This is a genomic window from Streptomyces sp. NPDC026092 (assembly GCF_040638605.1).
In the GTDB taxonomy this organism is placed as follows: domain Bacteria; phylum Actinomycetota; class Actinomycetes; order Streptomycetales; family Streptomycetaceae; genus Streptomyces.
The window spans coordinates 1-15298 of the sequence record NZ_JBEZYN010000010.1; the positions used below are offsets into that span (position 1 = coordinate 1).

Genomic DNA, 15298 nt, shown 5'->3' on the forward strand with positions numbered 1-15298 from the left:
CCGACTCCCAGCCACCGCACGATGTAGCGCCGGCAACACACGCAGCACCCCGCAAGGCCCCGCCCCTCCTCACGGAGGGGCGGGGCCTGCCGCGTATCCGACGCACTCAGAGCCCGCCCATCACCGCCCGCGCCGCCGTGAAGCCGCTCGCGACGCACGCCGAGACGCCGACCCCGTCGTACGCGGCTCCGCACACGGCCAGGTTCGGATGCCCGGCGAGACCGCCTCGTATGCGGCGGACCCGTTCGCCGTGGCCCACGTGGTACTGGGGGAGGCCCCTGTCCCAACGGGTCACCTCTGTCGCGAGGGGGCTGCCGAGCGGGCCGACGGCCGCGGTCAGGTCCGCCAAGGTGGCCCGGATCAGCTGCCGGTCGGTGAGCGACGACACCGTGTCGTTGCCCGCCCGGCCCAGCGACGCGCGCAGAAGGAACACGTCCGGTGCCGCGTCGGACTGCCAGCTCCACTTCGTGGACAGGAACGTGGCGCCCTTCACGGCGCCTCCCTCGCCTGGGGGTACGAGGAATCCGTTGCGCTCGGTGAGGGCGCCCGGAGTCGTCCCGTCCCGGCTGAACGCGAGGGTGACCGCCGCGCTCGTCGCGTGATCGATCCCGGCCAGGGCTTCGGCGGCGAGAGGGGCGTGCGGCCGGAGCAGAGGCGCGGCCCCGTGGGCCGGCAGGGCCAGGACCACGGCGTCCGAGTCGATGGTGAGGAGACCGTCGGCCGTCGCCGCGTGCGTACGCCAACCGCCGGCTCCCCGTGGCTCGGTGTCCAGCGCCAGGGCCGTGGTGCCGGTCAGGACCGTGGCGCCCGAGGCCCGCGCGACCTCCTGTGCGAAGTGGCCCAGGCCTCCGGCTATGCCCCGTACCGGCGCGGGACGCGGTACGTTCCCGCTCGTGGAGACCTTGCGGCGCAGTGCGGCGAGCAGCGGCTCACCGTCCTGGGTGATCGCGGCCAGCTGGGGCATCACCGAGGCGAGCGACAGACGGTTCACATCACCCGCGTGGATGCCACCGAGCAGCGGCGCGACAAGCCGCTCCACCGCCTCCTCACCCAATACGGGCTTGAGATATTCGCCCACGGTCACATCCGTCGACGTCGTCGGCGGTACGAGGTCCTCGGCGCGGCGCAGTTGTGCCATCCCGTCGTCGGACAGCAGGCCGGAGGCCGCGACTTCGTCGAGCCGGGTCGGGATCCCCATCACGTGCCCGGGTGGCATCGTGCGCAGGGTGCCACGGCTCCAGATGGTGACCGGCGCGGGCCGTGGTGTGCACAGCGCGTCGGCGAGGCCGACGTCCTCGGCGAGGCGCACGGCCTCGGGCCGCTTCGCCGTCATCGACTCCGCGCCGAGGTCGACGGGGACGCCTGCGACGTGTCCGGTACGGAGTTTGCCGCCGACCTGGGGCGCGGTGTCGAGGACGACCACGTGGGCGGTGTCGCGCAGGGCCCAGGCCGCGGCGAGGCCGCTGATGCCTCCGCCGATGACGGTCACGGTGCGCATGAAGCGAGCACCTCCTGCAGTTCGGTCCGGTGGAGGAAGGTGCCGGGCTCGTAGGCGCACCAGGGGTCGGTGGCGAACAGGTCGCCGTGCACGGCGTGCGCGCGCGAACGGGAGCCGCCGCACAGCCGGTTGAACTCGCACTGCCCGCAGGCACCCCGCAGGTTCCCCACCTCGCGCAGGGAGGTGAACAGGTCGGAGGTGCGGTAGAGGTCGGTGAGGGGGCGGTCCTTGACGTTTCCGGCCGACACGGGGAGGAAGCCGCTCGGGTGCACCTCACCCGTGTGGGAGACGAAGACGAAGCCGCGCCCCGACGACACGTCCATGGGCGGCCTGCGGACGCCGCGGTGCGGTCCGTCGAAGAGGCGCAGTTCGTCGGCGCGCGCGGTGAGCCGGCGGTGCAGCGGGCCGAGTGCGGGCCGGGTTCCGCACTGCTCGTGCAGGGTGCGCTGGAGCACGACGCGCCGGAAGTGATGGGCCTCGGTGGTCTTCGTCGCGATGACGGATCCGCAGTCGTAGAGGAAGTGCAGGGCGTCCTCGACCTCCTGTGGCGTCAGCGCGTCCAGGCCGGCGCCGCGGCCGGTGGGCACGAGGAGGAATCCCGACCACAGCATGGCGCCCTCGCGGCGTACGAGGGCCGCGATGTCCGCGAGGTCGTGAAGGCTGTGCCGGGTGAGGGTGGTGTTGATCTGGACCTTCAGGCCCAGCTCCCGGGCCGCGCGCCACGCGTCGACCGTCCACTGGAACACGCCGTCGACACCGCGGAAGGCGTCGTGCCGCGCTGCGGTGGAGCCGTCGACCGACAAGGACAGGGCGACCGCGCCCGCGTCGCGGACGGCGGTAAGGTTGGCGCGGGTCAGGGTGGGTGTCCCCGAGGGGGACACGGCGACGCGAAGGCCGAGCGAAGTGCCGTAGGAGATCAGCTCGTTGAGGTCCTCCCGCTGGAACGGGTCTCCACCGGTGATCACGAACAGGGGCGCGGGGCGACCGAACGCGGCGACCTGGCGCATGAGGGCACGAGCGTCGGCGCCGTCGAGTTCGCGCGGGTCGCGGGCCGGCTGGGCGCTGGCACGGCAGTGGTGGCACGCGAGGGGGCACGCCCGGGTGACCTCCCAGATGACGATGAAGGGTCGCTCCGCGATGCTGTGGCGCGGTGAGCGGATGGCGCGGCTCATGAGACGCGCTCCCATCCCCGCCGCTTCGGCCGCTGGGCCTGCTGCCGCGGGTCGCGGCGCCGGTAGACGACGTACGGCCGGAACAGGTAGCGCACCGGGGCCGTGAACATGTGGACCAGGCGCGAGTACGGGATGAGGGTGATGAGTGCGAAGCCGAAGAGGATGTGCAGCTTGAAGGCGAGAGGGGTGCCGGCCATCAGCGCGTAGTCCGGCTGGAGGACGAACAGGGAGCGGAACCAGACCGAGATGCCCTCGCGGTAGTTGTACTCGCCGGTCGCCCCGACCGAGTTGAGGACGGTGGCGGTCAGGCCGAGCAGCATCGCACCGATCAGGACCGTGTACATCAGGTGGTCGCTGCGCAGCGTGGCGCGGCGCACGGCCGGCACTCTGAGGCGGCGGTACACGAGGATGCCGATGCCGGCGATCGCCGCGACGCCCGCCAGCGTGCCGGTGCTCACGGCGAGGAGGTGGTACAGGTGGTCGTCCACGCCGACGGCGTCGGTCCAGCTCTGCGGGATCAGCAGGCCCACGACATGGCCGACCACGACGAACGCCATGCCGAAGTGGAACAGCGGCGAGCCGATCCTCAGCAGCCGTGACTCGTGCAGTTGCGAGGAGTGGGTGGTGATGCCGAACCGGTCGTGGCGTCCCCGCCACACCAGGCCCGCGACGAGCAGGACGAGGACGGTGTAGGGCAGGACGCCCCACAGCAGCAGGTCCATCATGCCGAGGTCCTTTCGGGCAGCTTGGGCCAGGGCAGGTCGACGCCGGGGCCGAGGGGTTCGAGGCCGACGCTCTCGCGGGGAGGCCCCTTGCGGGCCAGGGCCTTGGCCTCCTCACGGGTGGCCGGTATGGGGCCGGGGAGGGTGGCGCTGACGGCCTGCAGGAGGAGTGCGTACGGCGTGCCGTGGTCGGTCAGGGCGAGCCGGAGCAGTTCGAGGCCGGCCCGGTGCTCCTCGAGGAGCGCGGTGCCCGCCTCCTCCTCCAGGGCCGCGAACTCCAGCATCACGGGCAGGAAGTCGGGCAGTTCACCGCCGTCGAAGCGGTGGCGGTGGTCGCGGTAGGTGCGCTGGACGCCCACCAGGGACAGGCCGCGGTTGCGGGTGTCGCCGTCGGTCCACCACGTCATGTACAGACACCGGCGGTTGCGGGTGTCGAAGACCGAGGTGTAGTGCGCGGCGAGGTCCAGGGGCCGCTCGCCCTCCACGAAGGCCAGGAACCGCGTCAGCTCCGGGATCTCCACCTGCGCGGTGAGCTCCCGCAGGAGGGGCAGTTCCCCGTACATCTGCTCGTCGGGGTGGACCAGCAGCCGGGCGGCCGCGAGCCGGATCCGTGCGTGCGGTGTCATGAGGACCTCCGGGTCCTGGAAAGGTTGAGCAGGACGGGCTGCCCGGGGGCGGAGGCCACGGGGCAGTCGCCGTCGAGAGGCTGCGAGCCGTCGAGGGGGTGCGAGTCGGCCAGCGCGTCCGCGTCCGCCCGCGCCGCCGAGGGGACCACGTAACGGTCCTCGTACTTGGCGACGGCGAGCAGCCGGAACATGTCCTCCAGTTCCTGGCCCGTCAGCCGTGCCGCGTCGGCGATCGCCGGATCCGGCTCCTCCCCCAGGTTCCGGCTGCGCATATGGGCCCGCATCGCGGCCATCCGCCGCAGCACCGCCTCGACCGGGTACGTGTCACCCGCCGTGAGGAGTGCGGCCAGGTACTCGACGGGGATGCGCAGGTTGTCGATCGCGCCGAACAGATTGCCCGCGTCCTCGCCGTCGTGGCCGGTCGCGGCGACCGCCTCCACCACCGGGGACAGCGGCGGGACGTACCAGACCATGGGCATCGTGCGGTACTCGGGGTGCAGCGGAAGCGCCACCTGATAGGTGCGGATCAGGTCGAAGACGGGGGAACGGCGGGCGGCGTCGAGCCACTCGTCGGTGATCCCGCTCGCCCGCGCCGCCTCGGCGACCGCCGGGTCGTTCGGGTCGAGGAAGCACTCCAACTGGGCCGGGTACAAGTCGTGTTCGTCTTTGACGGCCGCGGCCTCGGCGACCTTGTCGGCGTCGTACAGCATCACGCCCAGGTAGCGCATGCGGCCCACGCACGTCTCCGAGCAGATGGTGGGCATGCCCAGTTCGATGCGCGGGAAGCAGAAGGTGCACTTCTCGGCCTTGCCGGTCGCGTGGTTGAAGTAGACCTTCTTGTACGGGCACGAGCTGACGCACATCCGCCAGCCGCGGCACTGGTCCTGCTCCACCAGGACGATGCCGTCCTCCTCGCGCTTGTACATCGCGCCCGACGGGCAGGCGGAGACGCACGCCGGGTTGAGGCAGTGCTCGCAGATCCGCGGCAGGTAGAACATGAAGCTCTGCTCGAACTCGAACCGGATCCGCTCGCCGACCTGGTCGCGCACCTGCTCCACCAGCGGGTCCTTCGCCCCGTGCTCGGGGGCGCCACCGAGGTTGTCGTCCCAGTTGGGGCCCCACTCGATGGTGTCCATCGGCAGGCCCGTCGTCTGCGAGTACGGGCGCGCCACCGGCATGTCGTCGCCCGCCGGGGCATCGGTCAGGTTCTTGTATTCGTACGTCCACGGCTCGTAGTAGTCGTCGACCGTCGGCAGATCCGGATTGGCGAAGATGGTGCCGAGCCGCTTCAGCCGGCCGCCCGCCTTCAGCCGCAGCCGGCCGGAGCGGGTGCGCTCCCAGCCGCCCTTCCACCGTTCCTGGTCCTGCCAGCGGCGCGGATAGCCCTGGCCGGGCAGGGTCTCGACGTTGTTGAACCACACGTACTCGGTGCCGCGCCGGTTGGTCCACGCCTGCTTGCAGGTGACGGAACAGGTGTGGCAGCCGATGCACTTGTCGAGGTTCATGACCATCGCGATCTGTGCGAGGACACGCATCAGTAGTCGACCTCCTGGCTGCGACGGCGGATCACGGTGACCTCGTCACGCTGGTTCCCGGTCGGGCCCAGGTAGTTGAAGGCCCACGTCAACTGGGCGTAGCCGCCGATGAGATGGGTGGGCTTGATCATGATTCGGGTGAGGGAGTTGTGGATGCCGCCGCGGCGGCCCGTCTTCTCCGTCTTCGGCACACCGACCGTGCGCTCCTGGGCGTGGTTCATGTAGACCGTGCCGGGCGGCATCTTGTGGGACACGATCGCGCGGGCCGCGACGACACCGTTGCGGTTGACGGCCTCCACCCACTCGTTGTCCCGGACCCCGATCGCCTCGGCGTCGTGCGGCGACATCCAGACGGTCTGACCGCCGCGGCCCAGGGTCATCATGTAGAGGTTGTCCTGGTACTGGGAGTGAATGGCCCACTTGTTGTGCGGGGTGAGGAACCGCACCGCCACCTCACGCCCGTCGGTCACCGAGCCGAGCTCGGGCTCTCCGTACAGGCGGTGCATGTTCAGCGGTGGCTTGTACACGGGCAGGGCCTCGCCGACCTCGTGCAGCCAGTCGTGGTCGAGGAAGAAGTGCTGCCGGCCGGTGAGGGTGTGCCAGGGCTTGAGGTGCTCGGTGTTGATGGTGAAGGCGGTGTAGCGACGGCCTCCGGATTCGCTGCCGGACCACTCCGGTGAGGTGATGACCGGCACCGGAGCGGCCTGGGTGTCGGCGAAGGTGATGCGCTTGCCCTCGTGCTCGGCGGCCAGGTGCGCCATCTCCTGTCCGGTACGGGCCTCCAGGGTGTGGAAGCCCTGGGTGGCGAGGCGACCGTTCGAGGTGCCGGACAGGCTCAGGATCGCCTCGCAGGCGCGCTGCGCCGTGTCCAGGCGCGGCCGGCCGTCGGCGACACCGCCGCGTACCGCGCCGTTCTTCGCGCGCAGATGGGCGACCTCCTCGCCGACGTCGAAGGTGACCGCCTTCGTCGTCACGCCGAGCGTGTCGACGAGCGGGCCGAGGGCCGCGAACTTCTCGCCGACCGCGCCGTAGTCGCGCTCCACGACGGTCAGGTTGTACATGGTGCGGCCGGGAACCGGTTCGCACTCGCCGCGTGCCCAGTCCCGGGCGACGCCACCGGGCTGCGCCATCTCGCCGCCCGCGGTGTCGTGTTGGAGGGCGGTGGCGACCAGGTCCTTGCGTACGCCGAGGTGCTCGCGAGCCAGGTCGCTGAAGCGCCGGGCGATCGTCAGGAAGGCGTCGTAGTCCGTACGGGCCTGCCACGGCGGGTCGATGGCGGGCGTGAACGCGTGCAGGAAGGGGTGCATGTCGGTGGACGACAGGTCGTGCTTCTCGTACCAGGTGGCCGCCGGCAGGATCACGTCCGAAAGCAGGGTCGTCGACGTCATCCGGAAGTCGAGCGACAGCAGCAGGTCGAGCTTGCCCTCGACGTCCTCGTCCCGCCACCGGATGTCGCGCGGGCTGCAACGAGGGCCGTCCGCAGGCAGGTTGGAGTGCGTCCCGAGCAGGTGCTTGAGGAAGTACTCGTTGCCCTTGGAGCTGGAGCCGAACAGATTGGCCCGCCACACGGTCATCACGCGCGGCCAGTTCTCCGGGGCGTCCGGATCCTCGGCGGCGACCTTCAGCGTGCCCGCCTTGAGCTCCCGCACGGCGTCTGCGACAGGGTCCTCACCCGCGCCGAGTTCCAGGGGGTTGCGGTCGAAGGTGGGGTACGAGGGCATCCAGCCCATGCGCGCCGACGCGGCCAGGCAGTCCGCGCCCGACATCCCCGCGAAGCGCCCCTCACCCGTCTGCGCGGCGAGCGACTCCGCGGGCAGCGTGTCGTAGCGCCACTGCCCGGTGTGCAGGTAGAACCAGCCCGCGCCGATCATCTGACGCGGCGGACGCGACCAGTCGGAGGCGGCCGCGAGAGTGGCCCAGCCGGTGACCGGGCGGCACTTCTCCTGGCCGACGTAGTGGCCCCAGCCACCGCCGTTGCGCCCCTGGCAGCCAGTGAGGGTGAGGAGGGCCAGGAAGGCGCGGTAGATGGTCTCGGAGTGGAACCAGTGATTGGTGCCGGCGCCCATCAGGATCATGCAGCGGCCGTTCGAGCGCTCCGCCGTGTCGGCGAACTCGCGCGCCACGCGCACGGCCTGGGCCGCGGGAACGGAGGTCAGCGTCTCCTGCCAGCCGGGGGTGCCGGGCGTCGTCGCGTCCTCGTACGAGGTGGGCCACTGCCCCGGAAGGCCCGGGCGCCCGACCGCGTACTGGGCGAGCATCAGGTCGAACACGGTCGTGACGAGCCGGCCACCGACGCGGCGCACGGGCACCCCACGCGTCACGGTGCCGGGCGCGCCCTCCTCGAAGCGGGGCAGGACGACTTCGGCGCGGTCACCTTCGGTGCCGTCGCCGCCGGCCTCGTACAGACTCAGCCGGGGCACGACATCGCCCAGGTCGAGGTTCCATTCGGGCTTGTCGCCGTCGCTCCAGCGGTGACCAAGCGTCCCGTTGGGGACCGTCGGATCCCCGGTGGCGTCGTCGAGGAGGACCGGCTTCCACTCGGCGTTCTCGACGTCCTGGCCGAGGTCGGCGGCGGTGAGGAACTTGTCCGGGAGGAGACCGGAGTCCGATTCCTTGAGGGTGACGAGGAACGGCAGGTCGGTGAACCGGCGCACATAGTCGCTGAAGAACGGCGTCTGCCGGTCGACGAAGAACTCCTTGAGGACCACGTGCCCCATCGCCAGCGCGAGCGCGCCGTCGGTCCCGGGGTGCGGGTGCATCCACTCGTCGGCGAACTTGGTGTTGTCCGCGTAGTCCGGGGATACGGCGACGACCTTCTGGCCGCGGTAGCGCGCCTCGGTCATCCAGTGGGCGTCCGGGGTCCGCGTGACGGGAACGTTCGAGCCCCACATCATCAGATACGCGGCGTCCCACCAGTCACCCGACTCCGGTACGTCGGTCTGGTCGCCGAACACCTGAGGTGAGGCGACCGGCAGGTCGGCGTACCAGTCGTAGAACGACAGCATCGGCGCGCCGATCAGCGAGTGGAAGCGGGCGCCGGCCGCGTGGGAGGCCATCGACATCGCTGGGATCGGCGAGAAGCCGGCGACCCGGTCGGGCCCGTGCTGCTTGATGGTGTGGACATGGGCGGCCGCGACGATCTCCACGGCCTCGTCCCAAGTCGCCCGCACCAGGCCGCCCTTGCCGCGCGCCATCTGGTAACGGCGGCGCCGCTCGGGGTCGTTCTGGATGTCCGCCCACGCGAGCACGGGGTCCTTCAGGCGCTTCTTCGCCTCGCGGTACATCTCCAGCAGGGCGCCGCGGACGTACGGGTAGCGCACGCGGGTCGGCGAGTACGTGTACCAGGAGAAGGAGGCGCCGCGCGGGCAGCCGCGGGGCTCGTACTCGGGGCTGTCCGGGCCGACGCTCGGATAGTCCGTGGCCTGCGTCTCCCAGGTGATGATGCCGTCCTTGACGTACACCTTCCACCGGCACGAGCCGGTGCAGTTCACACCGTGCGTCGAGTGCACGACCTTGTCGTGGCTCCAGCGGTCCCGGTAGAACGACTCCGCTTCACGGCCGCCGGTGCGCGTCACCGTCCGCAGGTCGTCCGAGACCGTGTCGCGGCTGAAGAACCGTCCGGCCTTGATCAGGAGGTCGGCGGGGTCACCGCCCTGCTTCTTCTGCAACGGGACTCCTCTTGAGCATGTGCGAATGCGCCTGGGTCGTGCTCGACGGGGCATGAGCGCCGCGCGGCCACGACCTGGTGAGCCTATGAGGGGTATGTGAGGGGTTGTGCCGCCATTGGTCCCGTCACCCCGGGCCCAATGGAGCAACCTTCCGGTCCCGAGGACGTACGAAGGCCACCTGGTGGGACCCCGGTCACCTCACACGCAGGACCTTCGCCCCTCGGCGGCGGGCCCACAGCACCTGCACGCCGTACGGCCGACCAGTCAGCCTGAAAGGCGGCGACCGTACGACCGCGAGGGTTCGGGGCGGCGCATCGACAACGCACCTGAGGGGATGGACCGGATGGCTTCGCGTGCCCTGCGCCGATGGCTCCCGCAACAGCACGGCGCCTGGGCGATGCTGCTCGTGCCGCTGCTCGCGGGGATGCTGCTGGCAGAGCCGAGCCCCTGGCACGCCGTGCTGCTGGCCGCGTGGCTGCTGACGTACATGGCCCTCTTCCACGCCCAGCAGTGGCTGCGCCTGCGCCGCCACTCCCGCAACCCCCGGGCCGCCGGCCGCCACACGCGCCCCGCCCTGGTCTTCACAGCGGCCCTCCTCCCTCTCGCCGCGGCACTCGTCATCCACGCCCCGTGGCTGCTCCTCGCCGCCGCCTGCGCGCTGCCGCTCCTCGCGGTCAACTGCTGCTACGCACGGGCCAACCGCGAGCGAGCCCTGGTCAACGGCCTCGTAGCGGTGGTCCCCGCGTGCGGAGTACTCCCGGTCGCGGTGCTGCTGGGCGGGGGTACGTGGGTACAGGCAGGCCTGCCCGCGCTGGCCTGCCTCCTCTACTTCATCGGCACGGTCTGGTACGTGAAGACGATGATCCGCGAGCGCGACAGCCGTGCGTACGGCTGGGCGTCGGCACTGTTCCACGGTGCGGCACTCGCGGTGGCCTGGCTCTGCCTCTCACCCTGGCTCACGGCGTTCTTCGTGGTCTGCTTCGCCAGGGCGCTGGTGATGCCGCGGCTCGGGAGGATGAGGCCGGCGGCGGTGGGGGCCGTGGAGGTGGTGCTGTCCGTACTGCTACTGACAGCGGTGGTGGTCGCGTACGGCTAGAGCGTGTCTCCCTGATGGTTCGGGCAGTCACTGGACCTGCCTGCCCGGTTGGTCATTGATGCGACACGGGACGACCTATGGCCCAGCGAGGACCCGTACATCGAAGGGGCTCGTGTCGTTGTCGTGGTCCATTTGCGAGCGGTCTGGAACGACCCAAGGGGTCCCGCAGGCCATTGGTCCCGTCCAGTGGGGCCGTTCGACGCCCACGGTCCTCTCCGATATGCCGAACAATGAGGACATGGAGAACCTACGGTTCCGTAGGTGACGAGGCGAGAGCGATGAGAGCCCCATGCCGACGACGAACGCAGCACTGCCCCAGGTCATCCAAGGCGGCATGGGGGTGGGTGTGTCCGGCTGGCAGCTCGCGCGTGCCGTCTCCCGTACGGGACAGCTCGGCGTCGTCTCCGGCACCGCGCTCGGCACCGTCCTCGCCCGCAGGCTCCAGCTCGGAGACGCCGACGGGGACGTCCGCCGCGCGCTGGCCGCCTTCCCGGTGCCGGCCCTGGCGGCCGCCGTCCTGGAGCGCTACTACGTACCCGGCGGCCTCCCCGACGGGGAACGTTTCCTCACGGAGCCGATGCTGCGCGTCGAACGCGGTGAGGCGGCGGACCTGCTCACCGTGATCGGCAACTTCGTCGAGGTATGGCTCGCCAAGGAGGGTCACGACGGACTCGTCGGCGTGAACTACCTGGAGAAGATCCAACTAGCCCTAGCCCCGGCGTTGTTCGGCGCCATCCTGGCCGGCGTCGACCACGTGCTCGTGGGCGCCGGTGTTCCCGGGCACATTCCCGACCTGGCCACTCGGCTGTCCCGCGCGGAGCCCGTGACGGTGAAGATCGCGGTCGACGGCGACGAAGCGGCGTACGAGCACCACTTCGACCCGCGAGCGCTGCTGGAGACGGAACTGCCGGCTCCAGCGGCCGGGTCCGAGTCCCAGTGCGGCGGTGGCGAGGGGCCGTGTGCGTGTGGGGGCGCGGGCAAGGGGCGTAAGGCAGGGGAGGGCCGGGTTCAGGCGGTGGAGATAGGCGCGCGGCCGACACCGGTCGGCAGCCTCGGCGCGGATGTGGTGGCCGGCAGCCTGGGCGCGGACGTCGTGGCCGGGCTCAAGCGGCCCGACGTGCTCGCCATCGTCTCGCTGCCCGTCCTCGCCTCGTACCTCGCCCGTGACGAGGCCACCAAGCCCGACGGCTTCGTCATCGAAACCCATGGGGCCGGCGGCCACAGCGCCCCGCCGCGAGGTGCGCTCACGCTGGACGACGACGGCAACCCGATCTACGGCCCGCGCGACATGCCCGACCTCGCCAAGATGAGCGCGCTCGGCATCCCCTACTGGCTCGCGGGTGGCGCCGCCCACCCCGAGCGGCTCGCCGCGGCGCGCGCGGCCGGTGCGGCGGGGGTACAGGTCGGCAGCGCCTTCGCCCTGTGCGAGGACTCCGGCATGACGGCCGAGCTGCGTACGGAGGTCACGTCCCGTGCGCGGCAAGGCACGTTGAAGGTGCGGAACAACCCGTCCGCGTCCCCGACGGCCTTCCCCTTCAAGGTGGCCGACCTGCCGGGCACCCTCTCCGAACCCACGGCGGCCGAGAACCGCCGCCGCGTCTGCGACCTCGCCTACCTCCGTACGCCCTACCGCACCCCCAAGGGCGGCATCGGCTACCGCTGCCCCGCCGAGCCGGAGGCCGCCTACGTCCGCAAGGGCGGCGACCCTGCGGCCACCGACGGCAAGCTCTGCCTGTGCAACGGACTCCTCGCCACGATCGGCCTCGGCCAACGCCGCCCCGGCGGCACGGTGGAAGCCCCGGTCGTCACCCTCGGCCAGGACCTCGACTTCCTGAACGACCTCAGCCCGAGCGGCGAGGAGTACACGGCGTCGGATGTCGTGGAGTGGCTGGTGGGCGCTCGCGGTTGAAGTCGCAGCAGAGGGAAGCCGCCATTCCTACTTGATCATGCGGAAGCCGGGGTGGCCGAGCCAAGCCTTCAGGAAGTCCCGGTCGCCCACGTGCTCGGCCCGGAGGGGGCGGCGCCAGCCTCTCTGTCGTACCCCGCTCCTATGCTCCTGCGATGACCTCTTACGAAGGCACGCACCGAACCGTTCCCGTCCAGGTGGGTGGCCGCCAAGCCCGGATCGACGAGCAGCTCGCCCCCACGATCCAGGCGATCTGGGAGTGCGGGTACGACACCTTGACCTGCTGTCAGGATCTCGCGGAGAGCAACGCGGACTGGCCGGAGAAGCTACCGCACATGGCGGAGTGGGTGGACTCCCGGCGTGGATGGATGCTCATCGACTTCGCGGTCGACGACGGACTCGCCTTCCTCTCCGCCGTCGCGAACGCCGGTCCGCGGGATGCGTTCTACGTGCGGATGACGCACTGGGCAGCCCCGGACGCATGGGACGTGACGATCAAGCCGATGGACGCGGCCATGTTCGACGAGGATCTCCCCTCGCGATTCCGCCAGCAACTGCTCCAGGTGAGCTTTCCGGCCTCTGACCTGCCGGAACTGACCCGGCGCCTCCGCGAACACGCCGCAGGCCGCTCGGTGCCGCCGGCGCCCGCCGACTGGAGCACTGTGGGCCGGTAGGTGTCGGGGAGTACCGGGGCGGCTCCGCGTGAGCAGATGGCCCGCCAGGCAGAAGACGGGTAGGGGGTCACGCCCAAGTGGTCCACGGCCGAGGCCCCCGGCCATGGGGGATCCCGCGTTCGCCACCGAGGCTCAAGCCCCAGCCGGCCCTGGCCATGGATCGGCGGCGATCCGGCCTACGACGGCCGAGGCCAGACGTGGGTTCTCCGCCAACCACGTGACCAGCCGCTCCTGGACGGCCGATGCGACGGATTCGTGCGTTTCGGCATTGCCCAAGATGCCGCGTGTGGCGCCCGCGAACTCGGGACGGTCGAGTTTCACCGAGACGACCGCGGTGAGGCCGTCGCAGATCTGGTCAGGGGTGAGATCGGTATCCGTCTCGGACAGCAGCTGCCTGTCTCGTACGAAGGTGTTGATCGCTGCCGCAACCCCCTCTCGGAAGCCCGCCACGTGCGTCCCGCCCCCCGGGGTTGGCTTGCTGTTCGCGAAGCCATGGATGCCGCCCGTGAGGGTGCGGCTCCACATCAGGGCGACCTCGACAGACCCGGCGATCCGAGCATCCTCGTGCTCGAAGCCGAAGACGTTCGTCGCATCGGATGTCCCGGCCTGCGCGGCGATGAAGGCGACGAAGTCCTTGGCACCGCCCGGGAAGAGGAACCGTTCCGATCGCTCGCTCGGAGGGCGACGGTCGGTCAGGGAGATGCTGAGGCCGCGGTTGAGGAAGGCCAATGTTCTGTAGCGCTTCGCCAGCGCGTCGAACGAGCACTCCGCCGCACCGAAGATGTCGGCATCGGGTCGGAACGCAATGACGGTTCCGGTTCCCTTTGTGGGCCCCTCGGCCGACGGTGGGCCGGCTGGAGTGCCGCAGTCGAAGTGCTGTACCCAGCGCACCCCCTCGCGCCGGACCTCCGCCGTCATACGGCTCGACAAGGCGTTGGCGACGAAGGGGCCCATGCCGCAGAGGCCCACCTCCACGAAACGGTGGCCGTCGCGCCGCGGCCCCGCGTGCATCCGAGTCAGGAGCTCTTCGAGAGCAGGTCCACCCGCGTGCCCGGCGGCCTCGACAGGAATCCCGGGTCCATCGATGGCGATCCGCACCCAGCCGCCGGGTTCCAGCGTGACATCGACGTGGTGGGCACGACCGGCGAGAACCTCGTTCACCGCCCAGTCGGAGACCTCGTACACCTGGTTGTGCAGCCCTCGCTCACTCGTCGATCCCACGTACATCCCTGGGCGTTTCCGGATGGCCTCCAGCCCCTCCCACACCTGAATGTGGGCGGCCGTGTACGGATTCGTGGCGTCACTCATGAAGTCCCCCTCCAACGGGTGTCCAGCGCAGCCTCCAGCCTAGAGAGTTGGGCGGAAAACACCAGGTCAGAGCCTACTTGTCGGGGTCGTGGGTGGGCGGGTGGCGGCCTGTCAGGAGTCGAACGGCCTGGGGCTCACGAACGCCGGTCGGAGGGCGCCCGAGGTGCCGGCAATCCCGCTGCCGAGCCGATTTTCGGCAGCCTCGAGGCCTCCGATTCTGTGGTGTCCGGTGACGGAGCTCGCGCGAGAATTCGGTCGGCGCCGCGCGGCGTACGGCTACGTGGTGGCCTCCATCGACGGCCGTGAGGACGGGCCACGCAGGGCTCGACCTGACGGACTCTCGGCGTGTGGACCCCTTCCGACGCTGCCGTTCGCGTCAACATCAGGCTGATTCCATTCGAAAACCTTCGTACGCCACGGGTGTTGCGGCGTGCCCTCCACATGGGCGCATTACTCTTCGTTGACTCGCCCTTGGGCTTGCTTTGGTGAAGTTTGGTGATGGCGCGACCGGAGGGAGGTGTGTTCGCGATGTCTTCCTCCCGCGTGTCCGTGGCCCTGCGCGCGACGCTCCTTCTCGTCCTCGCGCTCCTCTGCGGCACGTGTGTCCTGCCCACCTCCGCCGCCGGGCCCGTGGTGCCCCAACTCCAGCAGCCTCGTGTCCAGCAGGCCGCGTCGGCCGTGGCGTACGAGTCCGCGCATGCCGGGGGCGGCGAGGTCGATGCGCCCAGGGGCTCCGTCCTCCCTCGTGACCGGCGGCGGGCCGTCACCGCGCCGGTAGGCCCTCCCGGCCCGCCGCCGCTCGTCGCCCGCACCTCACCGCCGCTCACGCATCCCTCGGCCGGTGGCCCGGACACTCGGCCGAGACCCCTCGCCGCCCACGAACCCTCCGCCCTCCAGGTGTTCCTCTGCTGACAGGCGGCACCACTCCGCGCCGACCTGTCAGCCCGACGCGCCCCCACGGCGCGCCAGGAGGAAACATTCATGCAGCCCCTCATCGACAACGCCCGCCGACTCGGACAGCGCCCTGAGGAGTTCGCCCCACCCACCGCGGGCCAGTCCCCGACCGATGCCACCACCCCCCTGCGCCGGCTGC

11 protein-coding genes and 2 pseudogenes are annotated in these 15298 nt (G+C 70.8%); 5 read left to right on the top strand and 8 right to left on the bottom strand.

The window, feature by feature from the left end:
• Positions 1 to 106 precede the first annotated feature (106 nt).
• From hemG to AB0F56_RS18080, 6 genes are read right to left on the bottom strand one after another with little or no spacing between them, the layout of a single operon-like run.
• Positions 107 to 1498, bottom strand: coding sequence for a protoporphyrinogen oxidase (hemG, locus tag AB0F56_RS18055; protein ID WP_362010325.1), 1392 nt, complete (start codon positions 1496 to 1498; stop codon positions 107 to 109).
• Positions 1486 to 2670 (bottom strand): TIGR04053 family radical SAM/SPASM domain-containing protein, encoded by a 1185-nt coding sequence (locus tag AB0F56_RS18060; protein WP_362010327.1) that lies wholly within the window; start codon positions 2668 to 2670, stop codon positions 1486 to 1488. Before AB0F56_RS18060 ends, hemG begins: the two co-directional genes overlap by 13 nt.
• Positions 2667 to 3392, bottom strand: a complete 726-nt coding sequence (gene narI / locus AB0F56_RS18065) for a respiratory nitrate reductase subunit gamma (protein WP_362010878.1) — start codon at positions 3390 to 3392, stop codon at positions 2667 to 2669. Before narI ends, AB0F56_RS18060 begins: the two co-directional genes overlap by 4 nt.
• Positions 3392 to 4018 carry a nitrate reductase molybdenum cofactor assembly chaperone gene (narJ, locus tag AB0F56_RS18070; RefSeq protein WP_362010329.1) on the bottom strand — a complete coding sequence of 209 codons (627 nt, stop codon included), beginning with the start codon at positions 4016 to 4018 and terminating at the stop codon, positions 3392 to 3394. The genes narI and narJ overlap by 1 nt, the downstream gene beginning before the upstream one ends.
• Positions 4015 to 5553 carry a nitrate reductase subunit beta gene (gene narH, locus AB0F56_RS18075; RefSeq protein ID WP_362010332.1) on the bottom strand — a complete coding sequence of 513 codons (1539 nt, stop codon included), beginning with the start codon at positions 5551 to 5553 and terminating at the stop codon, positions 4015 to 4017. The genes narJ and narH overlap by 4 nt, the downstream gene beginning before the upstream one ends.
• Positions 5553 to 9221: a nitrate reductase subunit alpha gene (locus tag AB0F56_RS18080; RefSeq protein WP_362010334.1), complete on the bottom strand. Its 3669-nt coding sequence runs from the start codon at positions 9219 to 9221 to the stop codon at positions 5553 to 5555. Before AB0F56_RS18080 ends, narH begins: the two co-directional genes overlap by 1 nt.
• A gap of 343 nt (positions 9222 to 9564) precedes the next feature.
• On the opposite strand from AB0F56_RS18080, the gene AB0F56_RS18085 reads away from it, so the two are divergent.
• The gene (locus AB0F56_RS18085) at positions 9565 to 10317 is read left to right on the top strand and encodes a YwiC-like family protein (protein ID WP_362010337.1); all 753 of its coding nucleotides are present in this window, start codon (positions 9565 to 9567) and stop codon (positions 10315 to 10317) included.
• Between the two features lie 289 nt (positions 10318 to 10606).
• Complete coding sequence (locus tag AB0F56_RS18090) at positions 10607 to 12226, top strand: nitronate monooxygenase (RefSeq protein WP_362010340.1); 1620 nt, start codon at positions 10607 to 10609, stop codon at positions 12224 to 12226.
• Between the two features lie 27 nt (positions 12227 to 12253).
• On the opposite strand, the pseudogene AB0F56_RS18095 reads toward AB0F56_RS18090, so the two are convergent.
• A pseudogene (locus AB0F56_RS18095) lies at positions 12254 to 12319 on the bottom strand (DUF6368 family protein); the annotation flags it as partial.
• Positions 12320 to 12378: 59 nt separating this feature from the next.
• Here AB0F56_RS18095 and AB0F56_RS18100 point away from each other — a divergent pair.
• Positions 12379 to 12897, top strand: a complete 519-nt coding sequence (locus AB0F56_RS18100; protein ID WP_362010343.1) for a hypothetical protein — start codon at positions 12379 to 12381, stop codon at positions 12895 to 12897.
• Between the two features lie 132 nt (positions 12898 to 13029).
• Here the strand turns inward: AB0F56_RS18100 and AB0F56_RS18105 are convergent, their stop codons facing one another.
• Positions 13030 to 14205, bottom strand: a complete 1176-nt coding sequence (locus tag AB0F56_RS18105) for a DNA gyrase subunit B (protein ID WP_362010346.1) — start codon at positions 14203 to 14205, stop codon at positions 13030 to 13032.
• Positions 14206 to 14733: 528 nt separating this feature from the next.
• On the opposite strand from AB0F56_RS18105, the gene AB0F56_RS18110 reads away from it, so the two are divergent.
• Both AB0F56_RS18110 and AB0F56_RS18115 read left to right on the top strand, forming a co-directional pair.
• Entirely contained in the window at positions 14734 to 15117 is a 384-nt protein-coding gene (locus tag AB0F56_RS18110; RefSeq protein WP_362010348.1) for a hypothetical protein, read from the top strand.
• Between the two features lie 69 nt (positions 15118 to 15186).
• Positions 15187 to 15267 (top strand): annotated as a pseudogene (locus tag AB0F56_RS18115) (carbonic anhydrase); the annotation flags it as partial.
• Positions 15268 to 15298: the final 31 nt, after the last annotated feature.